This is a genomic window from Gryllotalpicola kribbensis, assembly GCF_039538245.1.
In the GTDB taxonomy this organism is placed as follows: domain Bacteria; phylum Actinomycetota; class Actinomycetes; order Actinomycetales; family Microbacteriaceae; genus Gryllotalpicola; species Gryllotalpicola kribbensis.
This window is the reverse complement of record NZ_BAABBX010000017.1, coordinates 46,509-67,933: the sequence shown is the minus strand read 5'-3', so window position 1 is coordinate 67,933 and position 21,425 is coordinate 46,509. Positions and strand designations below refer to the sequence as shown.

Sequence of the window (21,425 nt, the reverse complement as noted above, 5' to 3'; positions counted from 1 at the left end):
CTCGCGAGGCGCCCCGACGTCAAGGGAGCCTAGTGCGCCCCCGGTGGTGGATGATCGGTTGACGACTACGGGAGGGACTCATGGGGCGTGATGACGGGCGCCGGCCGCCTGCGACCCTGCAGGACGTCGCGCGCGAGGCGGGCGTCTCGCTCGCGACCGCGTCACGATCGCTGAACGGCAGCGCGCGCAAGGTGCGGGAGGACTATCGTGCGCGCGTGCTCGCCGCGGCCGAGCGCCTCAACTACGCCCCGAACCTTCAGGCGCAGGCCGTCGCTCGCGGCCGCACGAGCCTCGTCGGCATCATCGTCAGCGACATCACCGACCCCTACTTCGCGCAGATCGCCGGTGGCGTCATCGCCGCCGCGGAGGCAGGGGGCCTCGTCGCCACGATCGGCGTCAGCGGGCGCGACCCCGAGCGCGAGGTGCAGCTCGTCGCCGCCCTGCGCGGCCAGCGACCCACCGGCATCGTGCTCGTCGGCAGCCGGGTCGCGGATGCCGCGGTGACGGCGCGCCTCGAGGCGCAGCTGCGGGACTTCGAGAACGAGGGCGGTCACGCCGTGCTGGTCTCGCAGGCCGGGCTGCCGTTCGACACCATCGCCTTCGACAACGAGGACGGCGCCCGGGCGCTCGCGCGTCGATTGGGCGCAGCCGGCTACGCGAACGCGGTGGTGCTGGCGGGCCCGGAGCCGCTGTCGACCTCGCGCGAACGCACAGAAGGATTTCTCGACGGGTATGCATCGACGGGGCATCCGCGCGACGCCGTCGCTGTCGTGCACAGCCGATTCACGCGCGACGGCGGCTACGAGGCGATGGGCGCGGTGCTCGAGAGCGGACCGCGCCCGGATGTCGTCTTCGCCGTCAACGACGTGATGGCGGTCGGCGCCATGGCGCGGCTGCGTGCCGCGGGCCTCGAGCCAGGCCGTGACGTCGCGGTGGCCGGCTTCGACGACATCGAGACGCTGCGTGACGTCTCGCCCGGTCTCACCACGGTGCGCCTGCCCCTCGAGCAGGGCGGAGCGACCGCCGTCGACCTGATCCTGAAGCGCGCGAGCGAACCCTGCCTCGTGTCGCTGCCCGGGGAGATCGTGATTCGGGCCAGCACCCCCGGCCCCGCTGCCGAAGAGGCCTGACGACCAGGAAAAGCGACCACGCGATGAGGCATTGCGCTGGCGGCCGGTCACGAGCATGATGGGTAAGCGCTTTCCCGAATCCCGGAAGCCACAGCTCATCAGCGTCGATGAAAGGAAACCGGCCATGACCATGGCGGCCCAGCTGCCGAGGCAGCGCCTCAACTCCGACCAGCGGAACGCGTTCGCGGCATCCCTGCTCGGCTGGATGATGGATGCCTTCGACTACTTCCTGATCGTGCTCGTCTACGCGGACATCGGTGCCGACTTCGGCGTCTCGCTCGAGAAGATGGCGTACCTCACGACGATCACCCTGCTCATGCGCCCGATCGGGGCCTACCTCTTCGGCATCTGGGCAGACAAGGTCGGGCGCCGCATCCCCCTGATCGTCGACGTCTGCTTCTACTCGCTGGTCGGCTTCCTGTGCGCGTTCGCGCCGAACTTCACCGTGCTGTTCGTTCTGAGGCTGCTCTACGGCATCGGAATGGGCGGCGAGTGGGGTCTCGGGGCTGCGCTCACGATGGAGAAGGTGCCGCGCAACCGCCGCGGTTTCTACAGCGGCCTGCTGCAGGCGGGCTACTCGGCCGGGTACCTGCTCGCATCGCTCGCCTTCCTGCTGGTCGTCTCGGCTGCCGGCCTGAGTTGGCGGTGGCTCTTCGCGCTGAGCATCATCCCTGCCCTCATCTCGCTCATCCTGCGCTCGCGGGTGCGGGAGTCGGAGGTGTGGGAGACGACCCAGACGAACCTCAAGATCACCCAAACGTCGATCCGCACCGTGTTCTTCAACGGCAAGATCGTGCGCCGCTTCATCTACTTGGTCCTGCTGATGGCGGCGTTCAACTGGATGAGCCATGGAACGCAGGACATCTACCCGACGTTCCTCAAGGCCACCGACGACGGCGGCGCGGGCCTGTCGCCGGCGACGGCGACCTGGATCGCCGTCATCTACAACGTCGGGGCGATCGTCGGGTGTGTGGTGCTCGGCTCGCTTTCCGACCGGTGGGGGCGAAAAGCGACCATCATCCTCGGCGCGGCGCTCACGCTGCCGCTCATCCCGCTGTTCGCCTTCTCGTCGACGGCATTCTGGCTGTGCGCGGGGTCCGCGCTCATCCAGTTCACGACGCAGGGCGCATGGGGCGCGATCCCTGCGCACCTCAACGAGATGTCGCCGAACGCGATCCGCGGGTTCTACCCCGGTGTCACATATCAACTCGGCAACGTCATCGCGGCGTTCAACCTCCCGATCCAGCAGGCGCTTGCGCCGCACATCGGCTACCCGCTGGCAATGACGTTCACCGTTGCCGGGGCGGCGGTCGCGGTCATCCTGCTCACCGCGTTCGGTCGGCAGGCGAAGGCCATCGACTTCACCTCGGAAGAGAAGCTCGCGGAGGTCAGCACCAATGTCGTCTGAGTCGACGATCGGAATCATCATGAACGGCGTCTCGGGGCGCATGGGGTACCGGCAGCATCTCGTGCGCTCGATCCTCGCGATCCGGGACGCGGGCGGCGTCGCCCTGTCGGACGGGCGCCGGGTGCAGGTGAAGCCGATCCTGGTCGGGCGGCACGAGGACAAGTTGCGCGAGATCGCGGCGCGGCATGACATCGCGGACTGGACGACGAGCCTGGACGCGGCGCTGGCCGACCCGCAGTGGGACGTCTACGCGGATTTCCTCGTCACCGAGGCGCGGGTTCCCGCCATCACGAAGGCCATCGCGGCCGGGAAGGCGGTCTACACCGAGAAGCCGACCGCCGAGAACTTCGAGGACGCGCTCGAGCTCGCCCGGCTCGCGAAGGAGGCCGGGGTCAAGAACGGCGTCGTGCACGACAAGCTCTACCTGCCCGGCCTGCGCAAGCTGAAACGGCTGATCGACGACGGGTTCTTCGGGCGCATCCTGTCGGTGCGCGGCGAGTTCGGCTACTGGGTGTTCCCCGGTGACGGCGTGCCCGCGCAGCGGCCGTCGTGGAACTACCGCGCCGAGGACGGCGGCGGCATCGTGCTCGACATGTTCCCGCACTGGAACTACGTGCTCGAGAACCTGTTCGGCCGCGTCGAGACGGTCTATGCGCAGACGGCGACGCACCTCCCGACCCGCTGGGACGAGCGCGGCCAGGCGTACACCGCCACCGCCGACGACGCCGCCTACGCGATCTTCGGCCTCGCGGGCGGCGTCATCGCCGAGTTCAACTCGAGCTGGGACGTGCGCGTGAACCGCGACGAGCTGCTCGAGCTGCAGGTCGACGGCACAGAGGGGTCGGCCGTCGCCGGCCTGTTCGGCTGCAAGGTGCAGCACCGCTCGGCGACGCCGAGGCCGACGTGGAACCCGGACGTTCCCGACGGCCACGACTACGCCGCCGACTGGCATGAGGTCCCGATCACGCAGGAGTTCGAGAACGGCTTCAAGGTCCAGTGGGAGGAGTTCCTGCGCCACGTCGCTGAGGACGCCCCGAACCGCTACGACTTCCTCGCCGGCGCCCGCGGCGTGCTGCTCGCCGAGAAGGGGCTCGAGTCCGCGGCGACGGGCGCGCGGGTCGAGCTGCCCGAGGTGACGGTATGAGCGAGCTGACGCTGCTCGGTGCCGACGGCTCCGTCGGCCGCGCCGAGCTGAACCCCGCGCCCGCGCTCGCGCGGCCGACTGCACCGCTGCGCAGCCGCGTCGCCTACGCCGCCGCGCACGTCGTGCCGAAGATCCACGCCGACAACACCCCTGGTCAGCCGGCGGATCTCGACTGGGATGCCACGCTGGCCTTCCGCCACCACGTGTGGTCGTGGGGGCTCGGTGTGGCCGACGCGATGGACACCGCACAGCGCAACATGGGCCTCGACCCCGCGGCCACGCGCGAGCTCATCAGCCGCAGCGCGGCCGAGGCGCGGTCGGTTGGTGGCGCGCTCGTGGTGGGGGTCAACACCGACCACGTCGAGGCGGAGCGCATCTCGCTCGGCGAGGTCGTCTCGGCCTACCTCGAGCAGCTCGCCTTCGCGGAAGACCAGGGCGCCGGCGTCGTGCTGATGGCCTCGCGGCACCTCGCGCGCGCCGCGCACGGTCCCGACGACTACCGCCGGGTCTACGACCGCCTGCTCGAGCGGGCGCAGAGCCCCGTCGTGCTGCACTGGCTGGGGGAGGCGTTCGACCCGGAGCTGCGGGGCTACTTCGGCAGCACGGATGCCCAGGCCGCGGCATCCGTTCTCATCGACATCATCGCCGCGCACCCCGAGAAGGTCGCGGGCGTCAAGATGAGCCTGCTCGACGCGCAGAAGGAGATCGCGGTGCGCGCCCGCCTGCCGCGCCCGGCGCGCATGTTCACGGGCGACGACTTCAACTACGTGGGCCTGATCGCGGGGGATGCCCCGAGCGGCGGCCCCGACCAGGAACGGGGCTCGTACTCCGATGCGCTGCTCGGCGCATTCGCCGCGGTGGCCCCGCTCGCATCGGCCGCGATCCAGCGCCTCGACGCGGGCGACCGTGACGGCTACTTCGCCCTGCTCGGGCCGAGCGAGGCGCTGTCGCGTCAGGTGTTCGCCGCGCCCACGTTCTATTACAAGACCGGCGTCGCGTTCCTCTCGTGGCTGAACGGGCATCAGCCCGGCTTCCAGCTGGTCGGCGGCCTGCATTCGGCCCGCTCGCTGCCGCACCTCTCCGAGATCGTGCGGCTCGCGAACGTCGCCGGCGCCCTCGAAGACCCCGAGCTCGCGGCGTCGCGCTGGAACGCGTTCCTCGCGGTCTCGGGCGTCGAGATCCCGCGGACGGTGCTGCTGTGACCCCGCGCCCGCACCCGCGGCTCAGCCTCAATCAGGCCACCATCAAGCACGCCTCGCTCGCCGAGGCGCTCGACGTGGCACGGGGCGCCGGTTATCGCTCGTTCGGCGCGTGGCGCGAGCCCGTCGCCGAGGTGGGCCTCGCGCGGGCGGCCGAGCTCGTGAGAGCATCCGGGCTGCGCATCTCGTCGCTGTGCCGCGCGGGATTCTTCACGGCGCAGCCCGGAGCCGCCCGTGAGAAGGCCCTCGATGACAACCGCCGTGCGATCGACGAGACGGCGGTGCTCGCCGCCGCGGGCGCCCCCGGCTCGCGCGCCGTGCTCGTGCTCGTCGCGGGCGGCCTGCCCGAGGGCGACCGCGACCTCGTCGGGGCGCGCGCCCGGGCCGCCGAGGCCATCGCCGCGCTCGCCGCAGAGGCGGCGGCGGCCGGCGTCACGCTCGCGATCGAGCCGATGCACCCGATCTTCGCCGCCGACCGCGGCGTCGTCTCGACCCTCGGCCAGGCGCTCGACATCGCCGAAGCGGTCGGGCCCGAGATCGGCGTCGTCGTGGACACGTATCACGTCTGGTGGGACCCGGAGCTGCCCGCCCAGCTCGCGCGGGCCGGGGCATCCGGTCGCATCGCGAGCTACCAGGTGTGCGACTGGGTGACGCCGCTGTCGGCCGACACGCTGCTCTCGCGCGGCTACATGGGCAACGGCCACGTCGACTTCGCGCGCATCACGCGGCTGGTGGCGGATGCCGGCTACGGCGGCGACATCGAGGTCGAGGTCTTCCGGCAGGAGATCTGGGACGCGCCCTACGCCGACGTCGCGGCACGTGTTGCGGCGGCGTTCGATCAGGCGGTTGCACCCGCGCTGGGCTGACCGCGACGGTCAGCGGAGGGCGTCGAGCGTGCGCGCGATCCGCTCGAACACGGGCCCGTCGACCGTCACGGAGGCGTGCCGCAGCGCGACCACCGCCGCCCCGACCGTCCCCTCGTCGACGACGTGCACCTCGGCGGCCCCGCCCTCCGAGCCGCGCGTCGCCGCGATGCGGTCGACGAGTGCGTCGTGCTGGGCGAGCGTGCCCCCGCCGAGCACGACGGGCCCCTCGACCGCAGGGTCCGTCACCGTCTCGAGGGTGCGCACGAGCGCGTCGGCGGCGCCGCGCACGATCGCGTCAGCCACGGGGTCGCCCGCCGCCTGGAACGCGAGGCGCGCGAAGCGCGAGAGCTCCACGGGCCGCAGCGCGTACACCGTCTCGACCAGGCGCTGCAGCACGGCGGCGCGGCCCTGCACCTGCGCGCCGTCCGGCGCGAGGCCGAGCGCGGCGAGCACCGCAGCGGTGAGCGCCGTGCGCGGCCCCCTGCCGTCGAGATCGGCCGCGGCGGCACGCGCGACGCGCTCGCCGATCCAGAACCCCGAGCCGTCGTCGCCGAGCAGCCAGCCGAGTCCATCGGCCGCGCGAGCGACCTCGCCGCCCTCGACCCGCACGGCGGTCGCACCTGTGCCGGCGACGAGCGCGTAGCCGTCGGCGCGCCAGGTGCCCGAGCAGAACGTCGCGAGCAGATCGGGAGCGAACGCCACAGGTGCGCGCACGCCGAGTGGCGCGAGCTCAGCCGCGAACAGCTCGGTGCTCGACAGCGCGCTCGCGCCCGCCATCGCGAGCAGAACGGACGCCACCCCGGCGGCGCCCCCGCCCGCCGAGCCGGCCTGTCGCAGCGCGTCGGCCGCCGCCTCTGCCACCGACCGTGCGGCCAGCGCGGGGCCCGCCGAGATCGGATTCCCGCTCGCCGCGCGACCGTAGCCGAGGCATCCGCCCGTCTCATCGACCACGACGCAGCGCGTGCTGGTCCCGCCCGCGTCGACCGCGAGATGAAGTGTCATCGTGCGCCCATCTGCCGCGAGTCGCGGCACAGTATCCGTTACTTACTCGTGACTTCCGATGATTGCCGGCGTAACAAGCCCGCGAATAGTTTTCATGGCAACACGTCAAAGGTGACATGGATTTTCAGTGACGGGATGTCAATGACGGAACTCGCGGCACCATCGAAGCACAGCACGGACGGATTCGGCGTGAGCAGCCGCATCCTGGCCGCGCTGCCCGAGATGTCCGCGGCGATGGCGAAGATCGGGGCGCTGCTGCTGGAGAACCCGGCCGCGCCGCTCGAGCTCTCGATCACCGAGCTCGCCGAGCGCGCGGGCACGTCGCCGGCCACCGTCACCCGCTTCTGCCGGCTGATCGGCTACGCGGGCTACCCGCCCCTGCGCGTCGGAGCGGCCGCCGACCTCGGCCGCTCGAGCGCCGCCACCTGGCAGGCCGACATCGGCCGCGCGTTCGACCCCGCCGACAGCGCAACCGAGGTGCTAACGGCGCTCGTCAGCTCGCACACCGCCGCTCTGCAGTCCACGGCGGCCCAGCTCGACCAGGCGGCCGCCGAGCAGGCGGCGGTCGCGATCGCGCGCAGCGAGCACGTCGACATCTACGGCATCGGCGGCAGCGCGGGACTCGCGACCGAGCTGCAGGCCCGGCTTTACCGCGTCGGCCTCAACGCGCACGTGTGGAGCGAAGTGCACGAGGGGCTGACAAGCGCCGCCATCCAGGGGCCGGGAACCGTCGCGATCGGGATCTCGAACACCGGTCGCACCGCCGAGACGATCGAGATGCTCGAGCTCGCACGCTCGACCGGCGCGCTCGCCGTCGCGATCACGGGCAGCCCCGATTCGCCGCTCGCGGCGATCGCCGACCACCACCTCACCGCCTACGCCCCCGACGCCTACCTGCAGCCCGACGACCTGTCGGCCAAGCACGCCCAGCTGCTCACGATCGATCTGCTCTACCTGCTCGTGGCCCAGCAGGACTTCAGCCGTACCACCGCGATGCTCGCGGCCTCAGCCGCCGCCGTCGCTCCGCACCGACGCACCCTGCGCACGAAAGGAACCACCAGGTCGTGACCGAGCCCACCACCGAATCCCCGACGAATGCCCGGGCGGATGCCCCGACCGACGCCGCCGCCGAGCTGGCGGCCGGCTTCCACCGGCAGGTCAGCGAGCGCATCGACGCGCTGGCCGCCTCGGCCGCGGCCGGCGCCCTCGACCCCGCGATCGCGCTGCTCGCGGCCTCGCTGCAGAACGGGGGCGTGCTGCAGGCATTCGGAACCGGCCACTCGCAGGCCTTCGCGATGGAGATCGCCGGCCGCGCCGGCGGCCTGATCCCGACGCACTCGCTCGCGCTGCGCGATCTCGTGCTGCGGGGGAAGCGCCCTCTCGAGGCGCTGCAGGGGGGAACGATCGAGCGCGACGACAGCGTCGTCGACGACCTCTGGTCGCTCTACGACTTCAGGCCGGCCGATGTCTTCCTGATCGCGTCGAACTCTGGGGTGAACGGCTCGATCGTCGGCCTCGCGCTCAAGGCGAAGGAGGAGGGGCACGCGGTGATCGCCGTTACGAGCCTGCAGCACACGAACGCCGTCACGCCGAAGCACCCGAGCGGCAAGCGCCTCTCCGAGGTGGCCGACGTCGTCATCGACAACCTCGCGCCCTACGGCGACACCACCCTCGAGCTGCCGGGTGGCCTCGGCGTCGGCGCGGTCTCGTCCATCACCGCCGCCTACATCGCGCAGCTGCTGACGATCGGCGCGGCCGCCCGTGTCCAGGCGGCGGGCGAGGTCCCCCCGCTCTTCATCTCCGCCAATATCCCCGAGGGCGACGAGCACAACCACGCCCTGCAGGAAAGGTACGGCGACCGAATCGGCCACCTCGCCTGACCACCGGGGCGCCCTTCCCGCGGGCGCCCGCCCACCCATCGATGACACCCACGCACACCCATCAACCAAGAGTGAAAGGCAGGCAATCATGTCTGAAGAACAAGGCCGCCTGAATCGCCGCACGTTCGTTCGCGGCGCCCTGGCCACCGCTGTGTTCCTGCCGCTGGCCGGAACCCTCGCCTCCTGCGCCGCGCCGAGCGGCGGCGGAGACACCGCGAAGTCCGGCAGCAAGTCGGCGAAGAATCCGTTCGGCCTCGCCGACACCGCGTCGATCGAAGCGGTCATCTTCAACGGCGGCTACGGCTACGACTACGTGCAGTTCGCCGCAGACCAGGTCAAGAAGAAGTTCTCGAAGACCACCATCAAGGTGAGCCCGTCGACGCAGATCGCCCAGCAGCTGCAGCCGCGCTTCGTCGGCGGCAACCCGCCGGACCTCATCGACAACTCGGGTGCGAACAACATCGGCTTCAACACGATCGCCGACCAGCTCTCGACGCTCGACGACGTCTTCGAGGCCGAGAACTACGAGGGCACCAAGATCGCCGACACCCTCTACCCCGCGGTCAAGGCGCCTGGCACCTTCTCGGGCAAGTTCGTCGCCCTGAACTACGTGATGACCGTCTACGGCATGTGGTACTCGGCCTCGCTGTATGAGGAGAACGGCTGGGAGCCGCCGAAGACCTGGGACGACGCGCTCGACCTCGGCGCGAAGGCCAAGGCCGCGGGCAAGTACCTCTTCGTCTGGGGCAAGGAGGCCGCGACCTACTACCTCACGATGGCGCTCGACTCGGCCATCAAGGAGGGCGGCGACCAGGTGCGCCTCGACCTCGAGAACCTGAAGCCGAAGGCGTGGTCGGCGCCCGAGATCCAGAGCGTGTTCAAGGCGCTCGAGACGGCGGTCAAGAGCGGCTACTTCGTTCCGGGCGGCGCGGGCACGCAGTTCACCGCTGCGCAGGCCAAGTGGAGCAACGACCAGCAGGCGATCCTCTACCCGTCGGGCGGCTGGATCGAGAACGAGATGAAGAAGGCCACCAAGGACGGCTTCAAGATGACCGGCGCCCCGACGCCGACCGTCTCGAGCAGCCCGAAGCTGCCCTATGAGGCGCTGCGCTCGGCGGCGGGCGAGCCGTTCATCGTTCCGAAGCAGGGCAAGAGCCCGGCCGGCGGCAAGGAGATCCTGCGCGCCATGCTCTCGAAGGAGGCGGCCACCAACTTCTCGAAGACCCGCCTCGCACCGACGATCGTCAAGGGCCTCGTGCCCGACGACGGCTTCGGCTCGACCGCCCTCGTCTCGCAGACGAAGATGCTGGATGCCGCAGGCGACAACGTCTTCAACTACCAGTTCCTCGACTACTACGGCATGAACCAGGACCAGCTGGTGGTCTGGAACTCGTTCCTGTCAGGGCAGACCGACACGGCGGGCCTGACCAAGGGCATGCAGGACATCAGCGACAAGGTCGCCGCCGACTCCTCCGTCCCCAAGCTGAAGGTGACGAACTGAGTATGACGAGCACGACGACGACGCCGGGCGGCGGGGCGACCGCCGCCGCCCGGCGTCGCCGGCCTCGGCCGAGCTGGAACCGGATCAGCTTCATGCTGGTCTTCCTCGTGCTGCCTCTGGCGATCTTCGTGATCTTCGTGGTCTCGCCGTTCGTCCAGGCGCTGTACTACTCGCTGACCGACTGGACCGGCTTCTCGCCCAACATGAACTTCGTCGGGCTCTCGAACTTCGTGAAGCTCTTCCACGACACGACCTTCCTCAAGGCGCTGCGCAACAACGCGCTCCTCGCGCTCGTCGTGCCGTTCGTGACGATCGTGGTGGCGCTCGTCATCGCCATCGTCGTCACGGTGGGCGGCCCCAGCCGGGGCACCATCCGCGGCATCCGCGGCGCAGGGTTCTACCGCGTCGTCTCGTTCTTCCCCTACTGCGTTCCCGCGATCGTGATCGGCCTCATCTGGGCGCAGGTCTACGACCCGGCGGCCGGCCTGCTGAACGGATTCCTGACCGGCATCGGCCTCTCGGGGTTCGAGAACTTCGCGTGGCTCGGCGTCGTCGCGACCGCCATGCCCGCCTCGATGTGGGTCATCATCTGGAGCTTCATCGGCTTCTACACCGTGCTCTTCGTCGCCGCGATCAAGGGCGTGCCGTCTGAGCTGCTCGAGGCGGCCCGCATCGACGGCGCCGGCCGTTTCCGCACGGCGATCTCGGTGACCGTGCCGATGATCCGCGACAACGTGCAGACCGCCTATATCTACCTCGGCATCGCCGCGCTCGACGCCTTCGTCTACATGCAGGCGATGAACCCGGGCGGCGGCCCCGACAACACCACTCTCACCATGAGCCAGGAGCTCTTCACCGTCGCCTTCCGCAAGGGGCAGTTCGGCTACGCCACCGCCATGGGCGTCGTGCTCGCGGCCGTGACGCTGCTGTTCGCGGCGCTCGTGTTCACGGTCAACCGGCTGACCGGCGGCGGCGACGACACCGGCCGCGCGAAGCGCGCCACTGCCGCGCCCGCACCCGCGGCGGCGGCGCCGAGCGCCGCCGCCGCCCCGATCCAGAGAGGAGTGAGCGGATGACCGCCACCAGGGCCGCCGAGTCGCCGATCACCGTTCGGCTGCGGCTGAGCGCCCGGAGGGCCGACCGGGGCGATACCGCCGTGGCATCCGTCTCTCACGTCCTCCTCGTCATCTGGTCGATCGTCGTGATCGTCCCGTTCCTGTGGGTCTTCCTGTCGTCGTTCAAGACGACGAAGGAGATCCTGTCGTCGCCGTTCTCGCTGCCGGCGCACTGGCAGTTCGACAACTATGTGCACGCGTGGACGGATGCCGGCATCGGCCGCTTCTTCCTCAACACCGTGATCGTGGTGGGCTTCGCGCTGGTGATCGTGATGCTGCTCGGGGCCATGTGCGCCTATGTGCTCGCGCGGTTCGAGTTCCCCGGAAACCGGGTCATCTACTACGCGATGCTCGCGGGCCTCACCTTCCCGGTGTTCCTCGCAATCGTTCCGCTGTTCTTCATCCTGCGGAACTCGGGGCTGCTCAACACGCTGCCGGGGCTGATCCTCACCTATGTCGCGTTCGCGCTGCCGTTCACGGTGTTCTTCCTCTACTCCTTCTTCAAGTCGCTGCCGGAGGACGTCTACGAGGCGGCGCTGATCGACGGGGCGGGCGACTGGCGCGCGTTCTTCCAGGTCATGCTTCCGATGGCGCGGCCCGGGCTGGCCTCCGTGGCGATCTTCAACTTCCTCGGTCTCTGGAACCAGTTCCTGCTGCCCGTCGCGCTGAACACCGACCAGAGCAGGTACGTGCTGACGCAGGGAATGGCGTCGTTCGCCTCGCAGGCGGGCTACGCCGTCGACTTCGGGGCGCTGTTCGCGGGCGTGGTGATGACCGTCGTTCCCGTGCTCGTCGTCTACGTGATCTTCCAGCGCACGCTCGAGGGGTCGGTGTCGTCCGGCACGTTCCGCTGAGCGGCGACTCCAGCGACATCCTCATCATCGGCGGCGGCATCGCCGGGCTGTCGCTCGCCGCGGCAATCGGGCCGCGCGCCTCGGTGCGCCTGCTCGAGCAGGAGCCCGGGCTCGCGTAGCACACGAGCTCCCGCTCGGCCCGGCAGATGCAGCCGAGCTACGGCCCAGAGCCGGTGCGCGTGCTCACCGAGCTGTCGATCGCGCTGGTGCGCGACATCGAGCGCCGCCTCGGCACACCGCTGCTGCGACCGCGCCCGCTGTACTGGCTCGCACTCGATGAGCAGGTCGACCTCGCCGCGCTCGCCGCGACCGCGCCCGGCCTGCGCAGCGTGCCGGCCGCCGAGCCGGCCGAGCGACTGCCGATCCTGCGGCGCGAGCGAGTGTGCGGTGCCCTGCTCGACAGCGCGGCGCACGAGGTCGACGTGCCCTGTCTGCTCGCCTGGTACGAGAGCGAGGCGCGGCGTGCGGGCGCCGAGATCGTGACGGATGCCCGAGTGTCGGTGCTCGGCAGAGAGGACGGCATCTGGGGCGCCACGGTTGGGGACCGTCGCTTCTCGGCGCCGGTCGTCGTGGACGCCGCCGGTGCGTGGGCGGACCGGGTGGCCGCGCTCGCCGGGGTGCAGCCCGGCGGGCTGACCCCGCTGCGCCGCACCGTCGCCGTCGCCCAGATCGACGCGCCGGTCGACCCGCACTGGCCGATGGTCAACGACGCGGCCGGCTCGCTCTACTTCCGCGCGGACGGCGAGCGGCTGCTGACCTCGCCCGCTCGAGGATGTCGTCGCCGAGCCGCACGACGCCCAGCCGCTGCCCGAGGTGGTGGCACGGGCCGCCGACCGGCTGTGCGCGGTGATCGCGCCGGAGCTCGAGGTCGTCGCCTTGTGGACGGGGCTGCGCACCGGGGCGCCCGACGGCGTACCCGTCGTCGGCTTCGACGCCGACGCGCCGGGCTTCTTCTGGCTCGCGGGGCAGAGTGGCTACGGCATCCAAACGTCTGCGGCGTTCGGGATGCTCGCCGCGGCGGCGCTGCTCGATCGGCCCACGGAGGTGGGGCCAGCGGCGGATGCGGCGTTCGCGGCGCTCGCGCCCACCCGCTTCGGCGATGCGTCGCCCGGGGGACCCGCCGCCTGAGCCGAAGCGGCCCCGGCGGCCCGAGGGTCGAGTCGCCCGCCCTCGTGGGGTGTCTGATTGGCACGCGGCCCCCTGGTTAGGTTAGCCTGCCCTTACCATGACCGAAAAACGCCGTGGCCGCCGTGCGGCGCTGCTCATCGTGGTTCTCGCGGTCCTCGCCGCGGCAGCCGTTCTCAGCCTGATGGTCGGGCGCCAGCCGCTGCCGCCCGCTGCCGCCCTGCGGGCGCTCTTCCGGGCCGGTCCGTCCGACGCGATCGACATCGTGCGCGGCTTGCGGCTCGACCGCACGATCGTCGCGCTCGTCGTCGGCGCAGCGCTCGGCGGTGCCGGCGCCCTCATGCAGGCGCTCACGCGGAACCCGCTCGCGGACCCCGGCCTGCTCGGCGTGAACGCCGGTGCGGCGGCGGCGGTCGTGACGGGCTTCGCGGTCTTCGGCATCTCCGGCCGCTTCTCGCAGATGTGGCTCGCGCTCGTCGGCGCAGCGATCGTCTCCGTCGCGGTGTACACCATCGGCTCGCGGGGCCGCGCGGCGGCGACGCCCGCCCGGCTCGCCCTCTCCGGCGCCGCCGTGAGCGCCGTGCTGCTCGCCTACATCAACGCACTCGCTCTGAGCGACCAGAGCAACTACGACGCCATGCGCTTCTGGGCGGTCGGCTCGGTCGTCAACAGAGGGCTCGACACCCTCGCCGCGGCGCTGCCGTTCATCGTGGCCGGAACCGCGCTGGCGCTCATCGTCACGCCGGGTCTGAACGCGCTCGCCCTCGGCGAGGACGCCGGGCGCTCGCTCGGCCTGCGCGTGGGGCGCGTGCGGCTGCTGACCGCAGTCGCGGTCACCCTGCTGTGCGGGGCGGCCACCGCCGTCGCCGGACCCATTGGCTTCCTCGGGCTCACGGTTCCGCACATCGTGCGCGGGCTGATCGGGCCCGACCAGCGCGCCGTCGTGCCGCTCTCGATGCTCATGGCGTCCGCGCTGCTGGTGCTCGCCGACACCGCCGGCCGGGTCGTCGGAACCGGGCGCGAGATCGAGGCCGGGATCATGACCGCCGTTCTCGGCGGCCCGGTCTTCGTCGCGCTCGTGCGCCGCCGGAAGCTGGTGGCGCTGTGACCGTTCTCTCGCGCGGCCCCGAGCGCACGCGCGTGGCCAGGCTCGGCCCGGCCACGGCGCTGTGGCGCCCGCGCACCGTCGTCGTGTGTGCTCTGCTGCTGCTCGCCCTCGCGGTGGCGCTGCTCGTGGCACTCTCCGTCAGCGTCAACTTCGTGCCGCCGGCACGGGTGATCGCGACCGTCTTCGGCCACGGGACGCCCGCGGAGCGCCTGATCGTCGGCGAGCTGCGGATGCCGCGCGCACTCGTCGGCGCCGTCGTCGGCCTCGCCCTCGGTCTCTCGGGCGCGCTGTTCCAGTCGGTGACGCGCAACCCGCTGGGCAGCCCCGACGTGATCGGCTTCGACACGGGAGCCGCGACCGGGGCACTCGTGGCCATGCTGTTCGCGGGCGGCGGCGTCGTGCCCACCTCGGTGAGCGCGGTCCTCGGCGGCGTCTGCACCGCGGTGCTCGTGCTGCTGCTCGCGCAGCGCGGCCGATCGGTGGCGCCGCTGCGGCTGGTGCTCGTGGGAATCGGCATCGGCGCGACCCTCGCCGCCGTGAACTCGATGCTGATCGTCGGTGCGCAGGTCTACGACGCGCAGAGCGCGGCCGTCTGGCTCGTCGGCAATCTCGCGGGCCGCGGCTGGGATCGCCTGGTCGTGCTGGGGCCCGTCGTGGCCGTCGCGCTGGTGCTCGCACTTCTTGTCGGTCGCTCGCTCGCCGTGGCCGAGTTCGCCGACGACCGGGCCGCGAGCCTCGGCGTCGCGCCGGACCGGGTGCGGCTGCTCGCGGTCGGCATCGGGGTGCTGCTGGCCTCCGCCGCCGTCGCGACCGCGGGGCCGATCGCGTTCATCGCCCTCGCGGCGCCGCAGGTGGCCAGGCGCCTCACCCGGGCGACCGGGCCGAACCTGCTCGCCTCCGGTCTCACCGGCGCGGTCTTCCTGGTGCTCACCGACTGGGCGGCCCGCGAGGCGTTCCAGCCCAGGCAGCTGCCGGTCGGCGTGCTCACCGGCGTCGTCGGCGGCCTGTATCTCATCTGGCTGCTGGGGCGCGAGTGGGGCGCGAGTCGCCCAGGCGCCGCGCGCGGGGGCCGGCTGTGACCGCGTCCACCGAGCAGTCCGCTCGCCGCCGCCCCCGAACCGCTCCGAAAGGAATCCGCCCGTGACGCTCGCGCCGCGCCTTGCCGCAGAGGCCATCTCACTGGGCTACGACGGCCGCACCATCGTCGACGCCCTCGACCTTGCCGTTCCCGACGGCTCGTTCACCGTGATCGTGGGCGCCAATGGCAGCGGCAAGTCGACGCTGCTGCGCGGGCTCGCCCGCCTGCTCAAGCCGGAGGGCGGCCGGGTCCTGCTCGACGGACGGGCGATCCACAGCTATCCGCCGAAGGAGGCGGCGCGGCGGATCGGCCTGCTGCCGCAGTCGCAGGCGGCGCCGGACGGCATCGCGGTGATCGATCTGGTCGCCCGGGGGCGGTACCCGCATCAATCGCTGCTTCGGCAGTGGTCGCCCGCCGACGAGGAGGCGGTGCGCCTCGCCCTCGAGCTGACCGACACGGCGGCGCTCGCCGGCAGTCTCTTCGACGAGCTCTCCGGCGGCCAGCGCCAGCGCGTCTGGCTCGCCATGGCGCTCGCGCAGCAGACCGACATCCTGCTGCTTGACGAGCCGACCACCTTCCTCGACGTCTCGCACCAGCTCGACGTGCTCGATCTGTGCGCGCGGCTGCGGGTCGAGCGCGGCCACACGATGGTCGCGGTGCTGCACGATCTGAGCCTCGCCGCCCGCTATGCGACCCACCTCGTCGCCATGAAGGGCGGCGCAGTGGTGGCAGCGGGGCCGCCGAGCGAGATCGTCACGCCCGAGATCGTCGAGCAGGTCTTCGGCCTGCCCTGCCGCGTCATCACTGACCCCGAGTCCGGCACGCCGCTCGTCGTGCCGAGGCACCGGATCATCGCTCCACCCTCCCGCCCTACCGACTCAGAAGGAGAACTCTGAACATGCACCGCCGAACCGCCGCCCTCGCGGCAATCGCTGTGGCCGCGGCCGCTGCGCTGACGCTTGCCGGCTGCAGCAGCCCCGGCTCGTCCGACAGGGGCAGCAGCACGAAGTCGAGCGCAGCGCCCACCGGCCCGTTCGACTACACCGATGCGCGCGGCCAGAAGGTCCACCTCGACACCGTGCCGACGAAAGTCGTCGCACAGAGCAGTGTCGCCGCCGCCCTGTGGGACGACGGCTATCACGTCGCGGGCGCCTACGGCGAGCTGACGCCGGTCGACGGCAAGCTCAGCTACCAGGCGGGCAGCCTCGACCTCGACAAGATCACGGTGCTCGGCAAGACCTACGGCGAGTTCGACACCGAGAAGTACGGTCTGATGAACCCGCAGCTGCTGATCGACTCGAGCTTCGACGGCAAGTCGCTGTGGTACGTCCCGGCCGAGCAGTCCAAGCAGATCCTGTCGCTCGCCCCCTCGATCGGTCTGCCGGGCACCTTCCCCGACACGACCACCGCGATCACGACCTACCTCGGTCTGGCGGGCAAGCTGGGCGCCGACACCACGAGCCCGGCGCTGACGAGCGCGAAGTCGGACTACGACGCCGCTCTGAAGGAGATCGCCACCGTCTCCGCGAAGTCGGGGCTCAAGGTCGCGATCATGTCGGGCGACACCGACAGCCTCTATGTCGTCGACCCGAAGAACCTCTCAGAGGCGGCGACCCTGACCTCGAACGGCCTCGACGTGATCGCCCCCGAGAAGCACACGAGCGACACCTTCCAGCAGTACAGCTGGGAGCAGGCATCCGATTTCGCCGATGCCGACGTGATCCTGTTTGACCAGCGCATCTACGGCGACTTCAAATCCGACCTGGCCAAGATCCCCACCTGGACGAGCCTGCCCGCGGTCAAGGCGGGCCAGGTCTACCCCTGGTACGCCGCCGCGCCTTACTCGTACAAGTCCTACGCGAAGATCTTCCAGCAGCTGGCCGACGAGCTGAAGGCGGCGAAGAAGGTCGGCTGAGCGTCAGCCGCGCATCGCCACACCGCGGCGCCAGTAGCCCATGAACGCCACCTGGTCGCGAGCGACACCGAGCTCGCGCACTAGGTGGCGTCTCAGTGTGGTCACGACGCCGCTCTCGCCCGCGATCCACGCATAGAGACCGGGGATGCCGGCACCGTCGACCCGCGTCACGGTGTCGCGGCTCGGGCGGCGCGCGGTGTCCCACACCGCCTCTGCGGCCTCCGTCGGGGCGAGGGAGCCGGATCCGCCGAGGTGGGCGATCACGGCGGGGATCAGCTCGCACCCGACGGCACCGCCGTCTCTGGGCAGCCAGACGAGCTCGACGCCGGCCGGGGCCTCGATCGCGGCGACGTCCGTGCTGAGCGGCACCTCGATCAGGTCTGTACCGCGGGCATGGGCGGGAAGGTCGCCGAGGATCCGGCAGATCGCCGGAAGAGCGGTCTCGTCGCCGGACAGCAGCAGGCGCTCTGCCGCCCCCCGGGGCGAACTCGATGCCCTGCGACGGGGTGCCGCGCCGCGGGCGATGAACACCAGCCGGTCGCCGACCGCCGCGTCGGCCGCCCAGCTGGAGGCGGGGCCGGTCGCGCCCGGCGAGAGGTGCAGCACGAAGTCGATCACCCCCCCCGGGTGCTCGCGCCCGACCCGGTCACCTCGCGCACCGAGTAGGTCCGCATGGTTCCGCGGCGGTCCTCGGGAAGCGCGAGCCACGCCTCGTACCAGGTGCCCGCCTCGGGGTCGAGCTCGGGCAGGGCGCCCGCAGCCGTCGGGAAGATGAGCTTGACGTGCTGGTCGAAGACGCCGCCCTCGGTGCGGAACTCCGCAAGATCGGGCCCCGGCGAACTCGACGCGGACGAAACTGGGCGTCGGCCGGCTGACTGCGACGGCCGTGACGGTGCTCACGAGCGACCAGAACTGCCTCACGCGCTCAGAGCTCCGTGACGAAGAGGTGGGCTGTGACGTCGTGCGGGATCGCGATGACGACTCCGTCGGGTCGCGCGGCATGCACAGCGGGGCCGTGCGTGCTCAGCGTGTACACGCTGCCAGGCATGACTCCGTCGCGCCGCAGCCGGGCGAGTGCGTCGGGGTCGGCCTGCAGCGGCTCCCCGATCCAGTCGGGTCTGCCCGTGATGGGGTGGGCGGCGGCGAGGGCGCGCACGAGGTTGGCCTGATCGGGCGCGGGTGCGCGGTCCGCCGAGAGCGGATTGCCGTAGGGCGTGGTCGCCGGCTGGTCGAGCAGCTCGGTGAGCAGCACCTCGACGCGGTCGCTCATCACATGCTCCCAGCGGCATGCCTAAGCTAAACCGCCGCGGCCGTCACGATGCGCACCGGGCCGAAGCATCCCGGGTGGAAGCACGGCAGACTGAGGCCGTGCGTCTTGTCATCGCCCCCGACTCCTTCAAAGGCTCTCTGACCGCGCGCGAGGCGGCCGAGGCGATCCGCGACGGCTGGCTGTCGGTGCGGCCGGGCGACCAGCCGGTGCTCGCGCCGATGGCCGACGGCGGCGAGGGCAGCCTCGACGCGTTCGAGGCCGCCGTGCCCGGGGCCCGACGCGAGCCGGTCATGGCGGTCGGCCCCGACGACCAGCCCGTGCTCGCGCACTGGCTGCGGTTGCCGCCTGCGCCCGGGCTGCCCGGCGGAACCGGCGTCGTCGAGCTCGCCGCGACGAGCGGGCTCCCGCTGATGCGCAACGGTCTGCGCCCCTTCGACGCGCACACCTTCGGCCTCGGCCAGGCGATCGCGGCGGCGCTCACGCTCGGCGTCTCGCGCCTGCTGATCGCGGTCGGCGGCAGCGCGTCGACCGACGGGGGAGTCGGCGCCCTCACCGCGATGGGGGCGAGGCTGACGGATGCCGCTGGAGCACCCGTTCCCTACGGGAATCTCGGCGCTGCCCGAGTCGCGCGGGTCTCCTTCGACGACATCGTTCCCCTGCCGCCCGCCGGCGCCGTCGTGCTCACCGACGTCGACAACCCCCTGCTCGGCCCGCGCGGGGCAGCCGCCGTCTTCGGGCCTCAGAAGGGGGCGAGCTCAGACGCCGCGGTGCGCGCGCTCGAGGGCAGCCTCGCGCACTTCGCCGAGGTGGTGCCGGGCGGGCGACGGCTCGCGAAGCTGCCGGGGGCGGGCGCTGCCGGGGGTGTGGCGTTCGGGCTGCTCGCGTGGGGTGCGACACTGTCGCCCGGTGCGCCCGCCGTCGCCGAGGCGCTGCGCCTTGCCGAGACGATCGGCGGCGCCGACCTCGTGATCACGGGGGAGGGGCGCTTCGACGGCCAGTCCGAGGCGGGCAAGGCGCCGACGCAGGTTGCGGCTGTGGCGCGTGCCGCCGGGGTGCCGACCGCTCTCGTGGCGGGTGCGGTCGAGGCATCCGTCGCCGCGTTCGCCGCCGCCGCCTCGCTCACCGAGCTGGCGGGGTCGACCGACGCCGCGCTGGCCGAGCCGGCCCGCTGGGCGTTCGCCGCAGGGGCCGCGCTCGCGCAGCGGGTGTGACGCGAACGGGGGCAGACCCGTGGATCTGCCCCCTGATCGGCTGAATTATCCTCAGGTGTGGGAAACCTGGGGATATCTCAGTGTCTGTGCTGTTCCTATGACGCCGCCGGAGCGCTCAGAAGCGCGTCCGCGTAGCGGTGGTACTGGGCCGCGATCTCAGGTCGGAAGTCGCGCTCGGGCGAGGCCGACATCGAGACGGCCCATGACGGGCGCTCTCCGGTCAGGGCCCACGCGGCCTGCACGGCGCCGCCGTCGGCGACGTACTCGCCGGGCTCGGGAACGACGACGGGTGCGTCGAACACCTGCGCCGCGACGGCCTGCACGGCGGGGTTCTGCGCCGCGCCGCCGATGAGCAGCACGCGACTCACCTCGACCCCGACGCCGCGCACCGCGTCGAGCCCCGCACCGAGACCCGAGAGCATTCCCTCGATCGACGCGCGGGCGAGGTTCTCGCGCGTGGTCGACGCGATCGACAGCCCGTGCAGGCTGGCCTTCGCCTGGGGCAGGTTCGGGGTGCGCTCGCCCTCGAAGTACGGCACGAGCACCACGCCGTCGCTGCCCGGCTTCGCCGCGAGGGCGAGGCGCGACAGCTCGTCGAAGTCGACGCCGAGCAGCTGCGAGGTCGAGACGAGCACGCGCGCGGCGTTGAGGGTGACGACGATCGGCAGGTAGTGGCCGGATGCGTCGGCGAAGCCCGCGACCGTGCCGGTGGCGTCCGCGCTCGGCTGGTCGGCGACGGCGAACACCGTGCCGCTCGTGCCGAGCGAGACGACGACGTCGCCCGAGGCGGCGCCGAGACCGAGAGCGGCGCCCGCGTTGTCGCCCGCGCCGGGGCCGACGAGCACGCCCGCAGGCGTCGTGCCCGCGGCCTCGCCGGGGCCGAGCACGCGGGGCAGAACCACGTCGCGGCGGCCGAGCGCGCGCTCGAGCAGGTCGAGGTCGTAGTCGTTCGTGAAGGGCGACCAGTAGGCGGTGCCCGAGGCATCCGAGCGGTCGGTCGTCAGCGCGTCGAGCACCGGCCCGAGCGGCGACTCGCCCGCGGGTCCGTAGCCGAGCAGACGCCAGGTCAGCCAGTCGTGCGGCAGCGCGACAGCGGCAACGCGGGCGGCGTTCTCCGGTTCGTTGTCCTTCAGCCAGCGCAGCTTGGTGGCGGTGAACGACGCGACCGGCACGAGGCCGGCGCGCTGTGCGTAGCCTTCGGCACCGAGCTCGTCGGTCAGCGCCGCGGCGGCAGCGGCCGAGCGGGTGTCGTTCCACAGCAGCGCGGGGCGGATCACCCTGCCCTCCGCATCGAGCACGACCATGCCGTGCTGCTGACCGGCGATCGAGATGGCGGCGACGTCGCCGATGCCCCCGGCGGCAGCGATGGCCTCACCGAGCGCTGACCACCACGCGGCCGGGTCGACCTCGGTGCCGTCGGGGTGGGAAGCGCGGCCGGTGCGCACGAGCGCACCGGTCTCCAGGTCGCGGATGACGACCTTGCAGGACTGCGTCGACGAGTCGACGCCGGCGACCAAGGGCACGGGAACTTCCTTCCAGGAGAGAGAGGTGACGGCAGCCGGGTCTGCCTCGGCAACCCGGCTGCCGCCTATGAGCGCGCGGCTAAAAGCCGCACTGCG

At 71.7% G+C, this 21,425-nt stretch carries 19 protein-coding genes and 3 pseudogenes; 17 read left to right on the top strand and 5 right to left on the bottom strand.

Features of this window, described 5'->3' with window-relative positions; all coding sequences use genetic code 11:
- The first annotated feature begins 80 nt into the window (after positions 1-80).
- The 5 genes from ABD716_RS15580 (at position 81) to ABD716_RS15560 (ending at position 5,747) form a co-directional block, all read left to right on the top strand.
- A complete protein-coding gene (locus ABD716_RS15580; RefSeq protein ID WP_344778552.1) occupies positions 81-1,130 on the top strand; it encodes a LacI family DNA-binding transcriptional regulator in 1,050 nt (349 codons plus the stop codon).
- A 124-nt stretch (positions 1,131-1,254) separates the two neighbouring features.
- Positions 1,255-2,538 carry an MFS transporter gene (locus ABD716_RS15575; protein ID WP_344778550.1) on the top strand — a complete coding sequence of 428 codons (1,284 nt, stop codon included), beginning with the start codon at positions 1,255-1,257 and terminating at the stop codon, positions 2,536-2,538.
- Positions 2,528-3,682 carry a Gfo/Idh/MocA family protein gene (locus ABD716_RS15570; RefSeq protein ID WP_344778548.1) on the top strand — a complete coding sequence of 385 codons (1,155 nt, stop codon included), beginning with the start codon at positions 2,528-2,530 and terminating at the stop codon, positions 3,680-3,682. The genes ABD716_RS15575 and ABD716_RS15570 overlap by 11 nt, the downstream gene beginning before the upstream one ends.
- Positions 3,679-4,884: a dihydrodipicolinate synthase family protein gene (locus tag ABD716_RS15565; RefSeq protein WP_344778546.1), complete on the top strand. Its 1,206-nt coding sequence runs from the start codon at positions 3,679-3,681 to the stop codon at positions 4,882-4,884. The genes ABD716_RS15570 and ABD716_RS15565 overlap by 4 nt, the downstream gene beginning before the upstream one ends.
- Positions 4,881-5,747, top strand: a complete 867-nt coding sequence (locus tag ABD716_RS15560; RefSeq protein WP_344778544.1) for a sugar phosphate isomerase/epimerase family protein — start codon at positions 4,881-4,883, stop codon at positions 5,745-5,747. The genes ABD716_RS15565 and ABD716_RS15560 overlap by 4 nt, the downstream gene beginning before the upstream one ends.
- A 9-nt stretch (positions 5,748-5,756) precedes the next feature.
- Here ABD716_RS15560 and ABD716_RS15555 read toward each other — a convergent pair whose 3' ends face one another.
- On the bottom strand, positions 5,757-6,749 hold the full coding sequence (locus tag ABD716_RS15555) for an N-acetylglucosamine kinase (protein WP_344778542.1): 993 nt from the start codon (positions 6,747-6,749) through the stop codon (positions 5,757-5,759).
- A gap of 189 nt (positions 6,750-6,938) precedes the next feature.
- On the opposite strand from ABD716_RS15555, the gene ABD716_RS15550 reads away from it, so the two are divergent.
- The 11 genes and pseudogenes from ABD716_RS15550 to ABD716_RS15500 all read left to right on the top strand — a co-directional run bounded on the left by ABD716_RS15550 (position 6,939) and on the right by ABD716_RS15500 (position 17,325).
- On the top strand, positions 6,939-7,817 hold the full coding sequence (locus ABD716_RS15550) for a MurR/RpiR family transcriptional regulator (protein ID WP_344778540.1): 879 nt from the start codon (positions 6,939-6,941) through the stop codon (positions 7,815-7,817).
- Positions 7,814-8,629 carry a sugar isomerase domain-containing protein gene (locus ABD716_RS15545; protein WP_344778538.1) on the top strand — a complete coding sequence of 272 codons (816 nt, stop codon included), beginning with the start codon at positions 7,814-7,816 and terminating at the stop codon, positions 8,627-8,629. The genes ABD716_RS15550 and ABD716_RS15545 overlap by 4 nt, the downstream gene beginning before the upstream one ends.
- An 88-nt stretch (positions 8,630-8,717) precedes the next feature.
- Positions 8,718-10,130, top strand: a complete 1,413-nt coding sequence (gene ngcE, locus ABD716_RS15540) for an N-acetylglucosamine/diacetylchitobiose ABC transporter substrate-binding protein (protein ID WP_344778536.1) — start codon at positions 8,718-8,720, stop codon at positions 10,128-10,130.
- A 2-nt stretch (positions 10,131-10,132) separates the two neighbouring features.
- Positions 10,133-11,206, top strand: coding sequence for a carbohydrate ABC transporter permease (locus tag ABD716_RS15535; protein ID WP_344778534.1), 1,074 nt, complete (start codon positions 10,133-10,135; stop codon positions 11,204-11,206).
- Complete coding sequence (locus ABD716_RS15530) at positions 11,203-12,099, top strand: carbohydrate ABC transporter permease (protein WP_344778532.1); 897 nt, start codon at positions 11,203-11,205, stop codon at positions 12,097-12,099. The genes ABD716_RS15535 and ABD716_RS15530 overlap by 4 nt, the downstream gene beginning before the upstream one ends.
- A 146-nt stretch (positions 12,100-12,245) precedes the next feature.
- Positions 12,246-12,794, top strand: a pseudogene (locus tag ABD716_RS16400) (NAD(P)/FAD-dependent oxidoreductase); the annotation flags it as partial.
- A gap of 100 nt (positions 12,795-12,894) precedes the next feature.
- A pseudogene (locus tag ABD716_RS15520) lies at positions 12,895-13,227 on the top strand (FAD-dependent oxidoreductase); the annotation flags it as partial.
- A gap of 97 nt (positions 13,228-13,324) precedes the next feature.
- Positions 13,325-14,332 carry a FecCD family ABC transporter permease gene (locus tag ABD716_RS15515; RefSeq protein WP_344778528.1) on the top strand — a complete coding sequence of 336 codons (1,008 nt, stop codon included), beginning with the start codon at positions 13,325-13,327 and terminating at the stop codon, positions 14,330-14,332.
- On the top strand, positions 14,329-15,411 hold the full coding sequence (locus ABD716_RS15510; protein WP_344778526.1) for a FecCD family ABC transporter permease: 1,083 nt from the start codon (positions 14,329-14,331) through the stop codon (positions 15,409-15,411). The genes ABD716_RS15515 and ABD716_RS15510 overlap by 4 nt, the downstream gene beginning before the upstream one ends.
- Before the next feature lie 61 nt (positions 15,412-15,472).
- Positions 15,473-16,306 (top strand): ABC transporter ATP-binding protein, encoded by an 834-nt coding sequence (locus tag ABD716_RS15505; RefSeq protein WP_344778524.1) that lies wholly within the window; start codon positions 15,473-15,475, stop codon positions 16,304-16,306.
- A gap of 2 nt (positions 16,307-16,308) precedes the next feature.
- A complete protein-coding gene (locus tag ABD716_RS15500) occupies positions 16,309-17,325 on the top strand; it encodes an ABC transporter substrate-binding protein (protein ID WP_344778522.1) in 1,017 nt (338 codons plus the stop codon).
- A 3-nt stretch (positions 17,326-17,328) separates the two neighbouring features.
- On the opposite strand, the gene ABD716_RS15495 is transcribed toward ABD716_RS15500, so the two are convergent.
- The 3 genes and pseudogenes from ABD716_RS15495 to ABD716_RS15490 form a co-directional block, all read right to left on the bottom strand.
- Positions 17,329-17,943 (bottom strand): siderophore-interacting protein, encoded by a 615-nt coding sequence (locus ABD716_RS15495; RefSeq protein ID WP_344778520.1) that lies wholly within the window; start codon positions 17,941-17,943, stop codon positions 17,329-17,331.
- Complete coding sequence (locus ABD716_RS16395; RefSeq protein ID WP_425553493.1) at positions 17,940-18,098, bottom strand: siderophore-interacting protein; 159 nt, start codon at positions 18,096-18,098, stop codon at positions 17,940-17,942. The genes ABD716_RS15495 and ABD716_RS16395 overlap by 4 nt, the downstream gene beginning before the upstream one ends.
- Before the next feature lie 152 nt (positions 18,099-18,250).
- Positions 18,251-18,604 (bottom strand): annotated as a pseudogene (locus ABD716_RS15490) (hypothetical protein); the annotation flags it as partial.
- A gap of 89 nt (positions 18,605-18,693) precedes the next feature.
- On the opposite strand from ABD716_RS15490, the gene ABD716_RS15485 reads away from it, so the two are divergent.
- Positions 18,694-19,806: a glycerate kinase gene (locus ABD716_RS15485; protein WP_344778518.1), complete on the top strand. Its 1,113-nt coding sequence runs from the start codon at positions 18,694-18,696 to the stop codon at positions 19,804-19,806.
- A gap of 95 nt (positions 19,807-19,901) precedes the next feature.
- On the opposite strand, the gene xylB is transcribed toward ABD716_RS15485, so the two are convergent.
- Complete coding sequence (gene xylB / locus ABD716_RS15480; protein ID WP_344778516.1) at positions 19,902-21,329, bottom strand: xylulokinase; 1,428 nt, start codon at positions 21,327-21,329, stop codon at positions 19,902-19,904.
- Between the last annotated feature and the right edge of the window lie 96 nt (positions 21,330-21,425).

Bases quoted from the DNA above. Each gene is read 5' to 3' on its own strand.
- ABD716_RS15580 (WP_344778552.1), top strand. From the start codon at position 81: ATGGGGCGTGATGACGGGCGCCGGCCGCCTGCGACCCTGCAGGACGTC.
- ABD716_RS15575 (WP_344778550.1), top strand. From the start codon at position 1,255: ATGACCATGGCGGCCCAGCTGCCGAGGCAGCGCCTCAACTCCGACCAG.
- ABD716_RS15570 (WP_344778548.1), top strand. From the start codon at position 2,528: ATGTCGTCTGAGTCGACGATCGGAATCATCATGAACGGCGTCTCGGGG.
- ABD716_RS15565 (WP_344778546.1), top strand. From the start codon at position 3,679: ATGAGCGAGCTGACGCTGCTCGGTGCCGACGGCTCCGTCGGCCGCGCC.
- ABD716_RS15555 (WP_344778542.1), bottom strand. From the start codon at position 6,749: ATGACACTTCATCTCGCGGTCGACGCGGGCGGGACCAGCACGCGCTGC.
- ngcE (WP_344778536.1), top strand. From the start codon at position 8,718: ATGTCTGAAGAACAAGGCCGCCTGAATCGCCGCACGTTCGTTCGCGGC.
- ABD716_RS15535 (WP_344778534.1), top strand. From the start codon at position 10,133: ATGACGAGCACGACGACGACGCCGGGCGGCGGGGCGACCGCCGCCGCC.
- ABD716_RS15530 (WP_344778532.1), top strand. From the start codon at position 11,203: ATGACCGCCACCAGGGCCGCCGAGTCGCCGATCACCGTTCGGCTGCGG.
- ABD716_RS15515 (WP_344778528.1), top strand. From the start codon at position 13,325: ATGACCGAAAAACGCCGTGGCCGCCGTGCGGCGCTGCTCATCGTGGTT.
- ABD716_RS15500 (WP_344778522.1), top strand. From the start codon at position 16,309: ATGCACCGCCGAACCGCCGCCCTCGCGGCAATCGCTGTGGCCGCGGCC.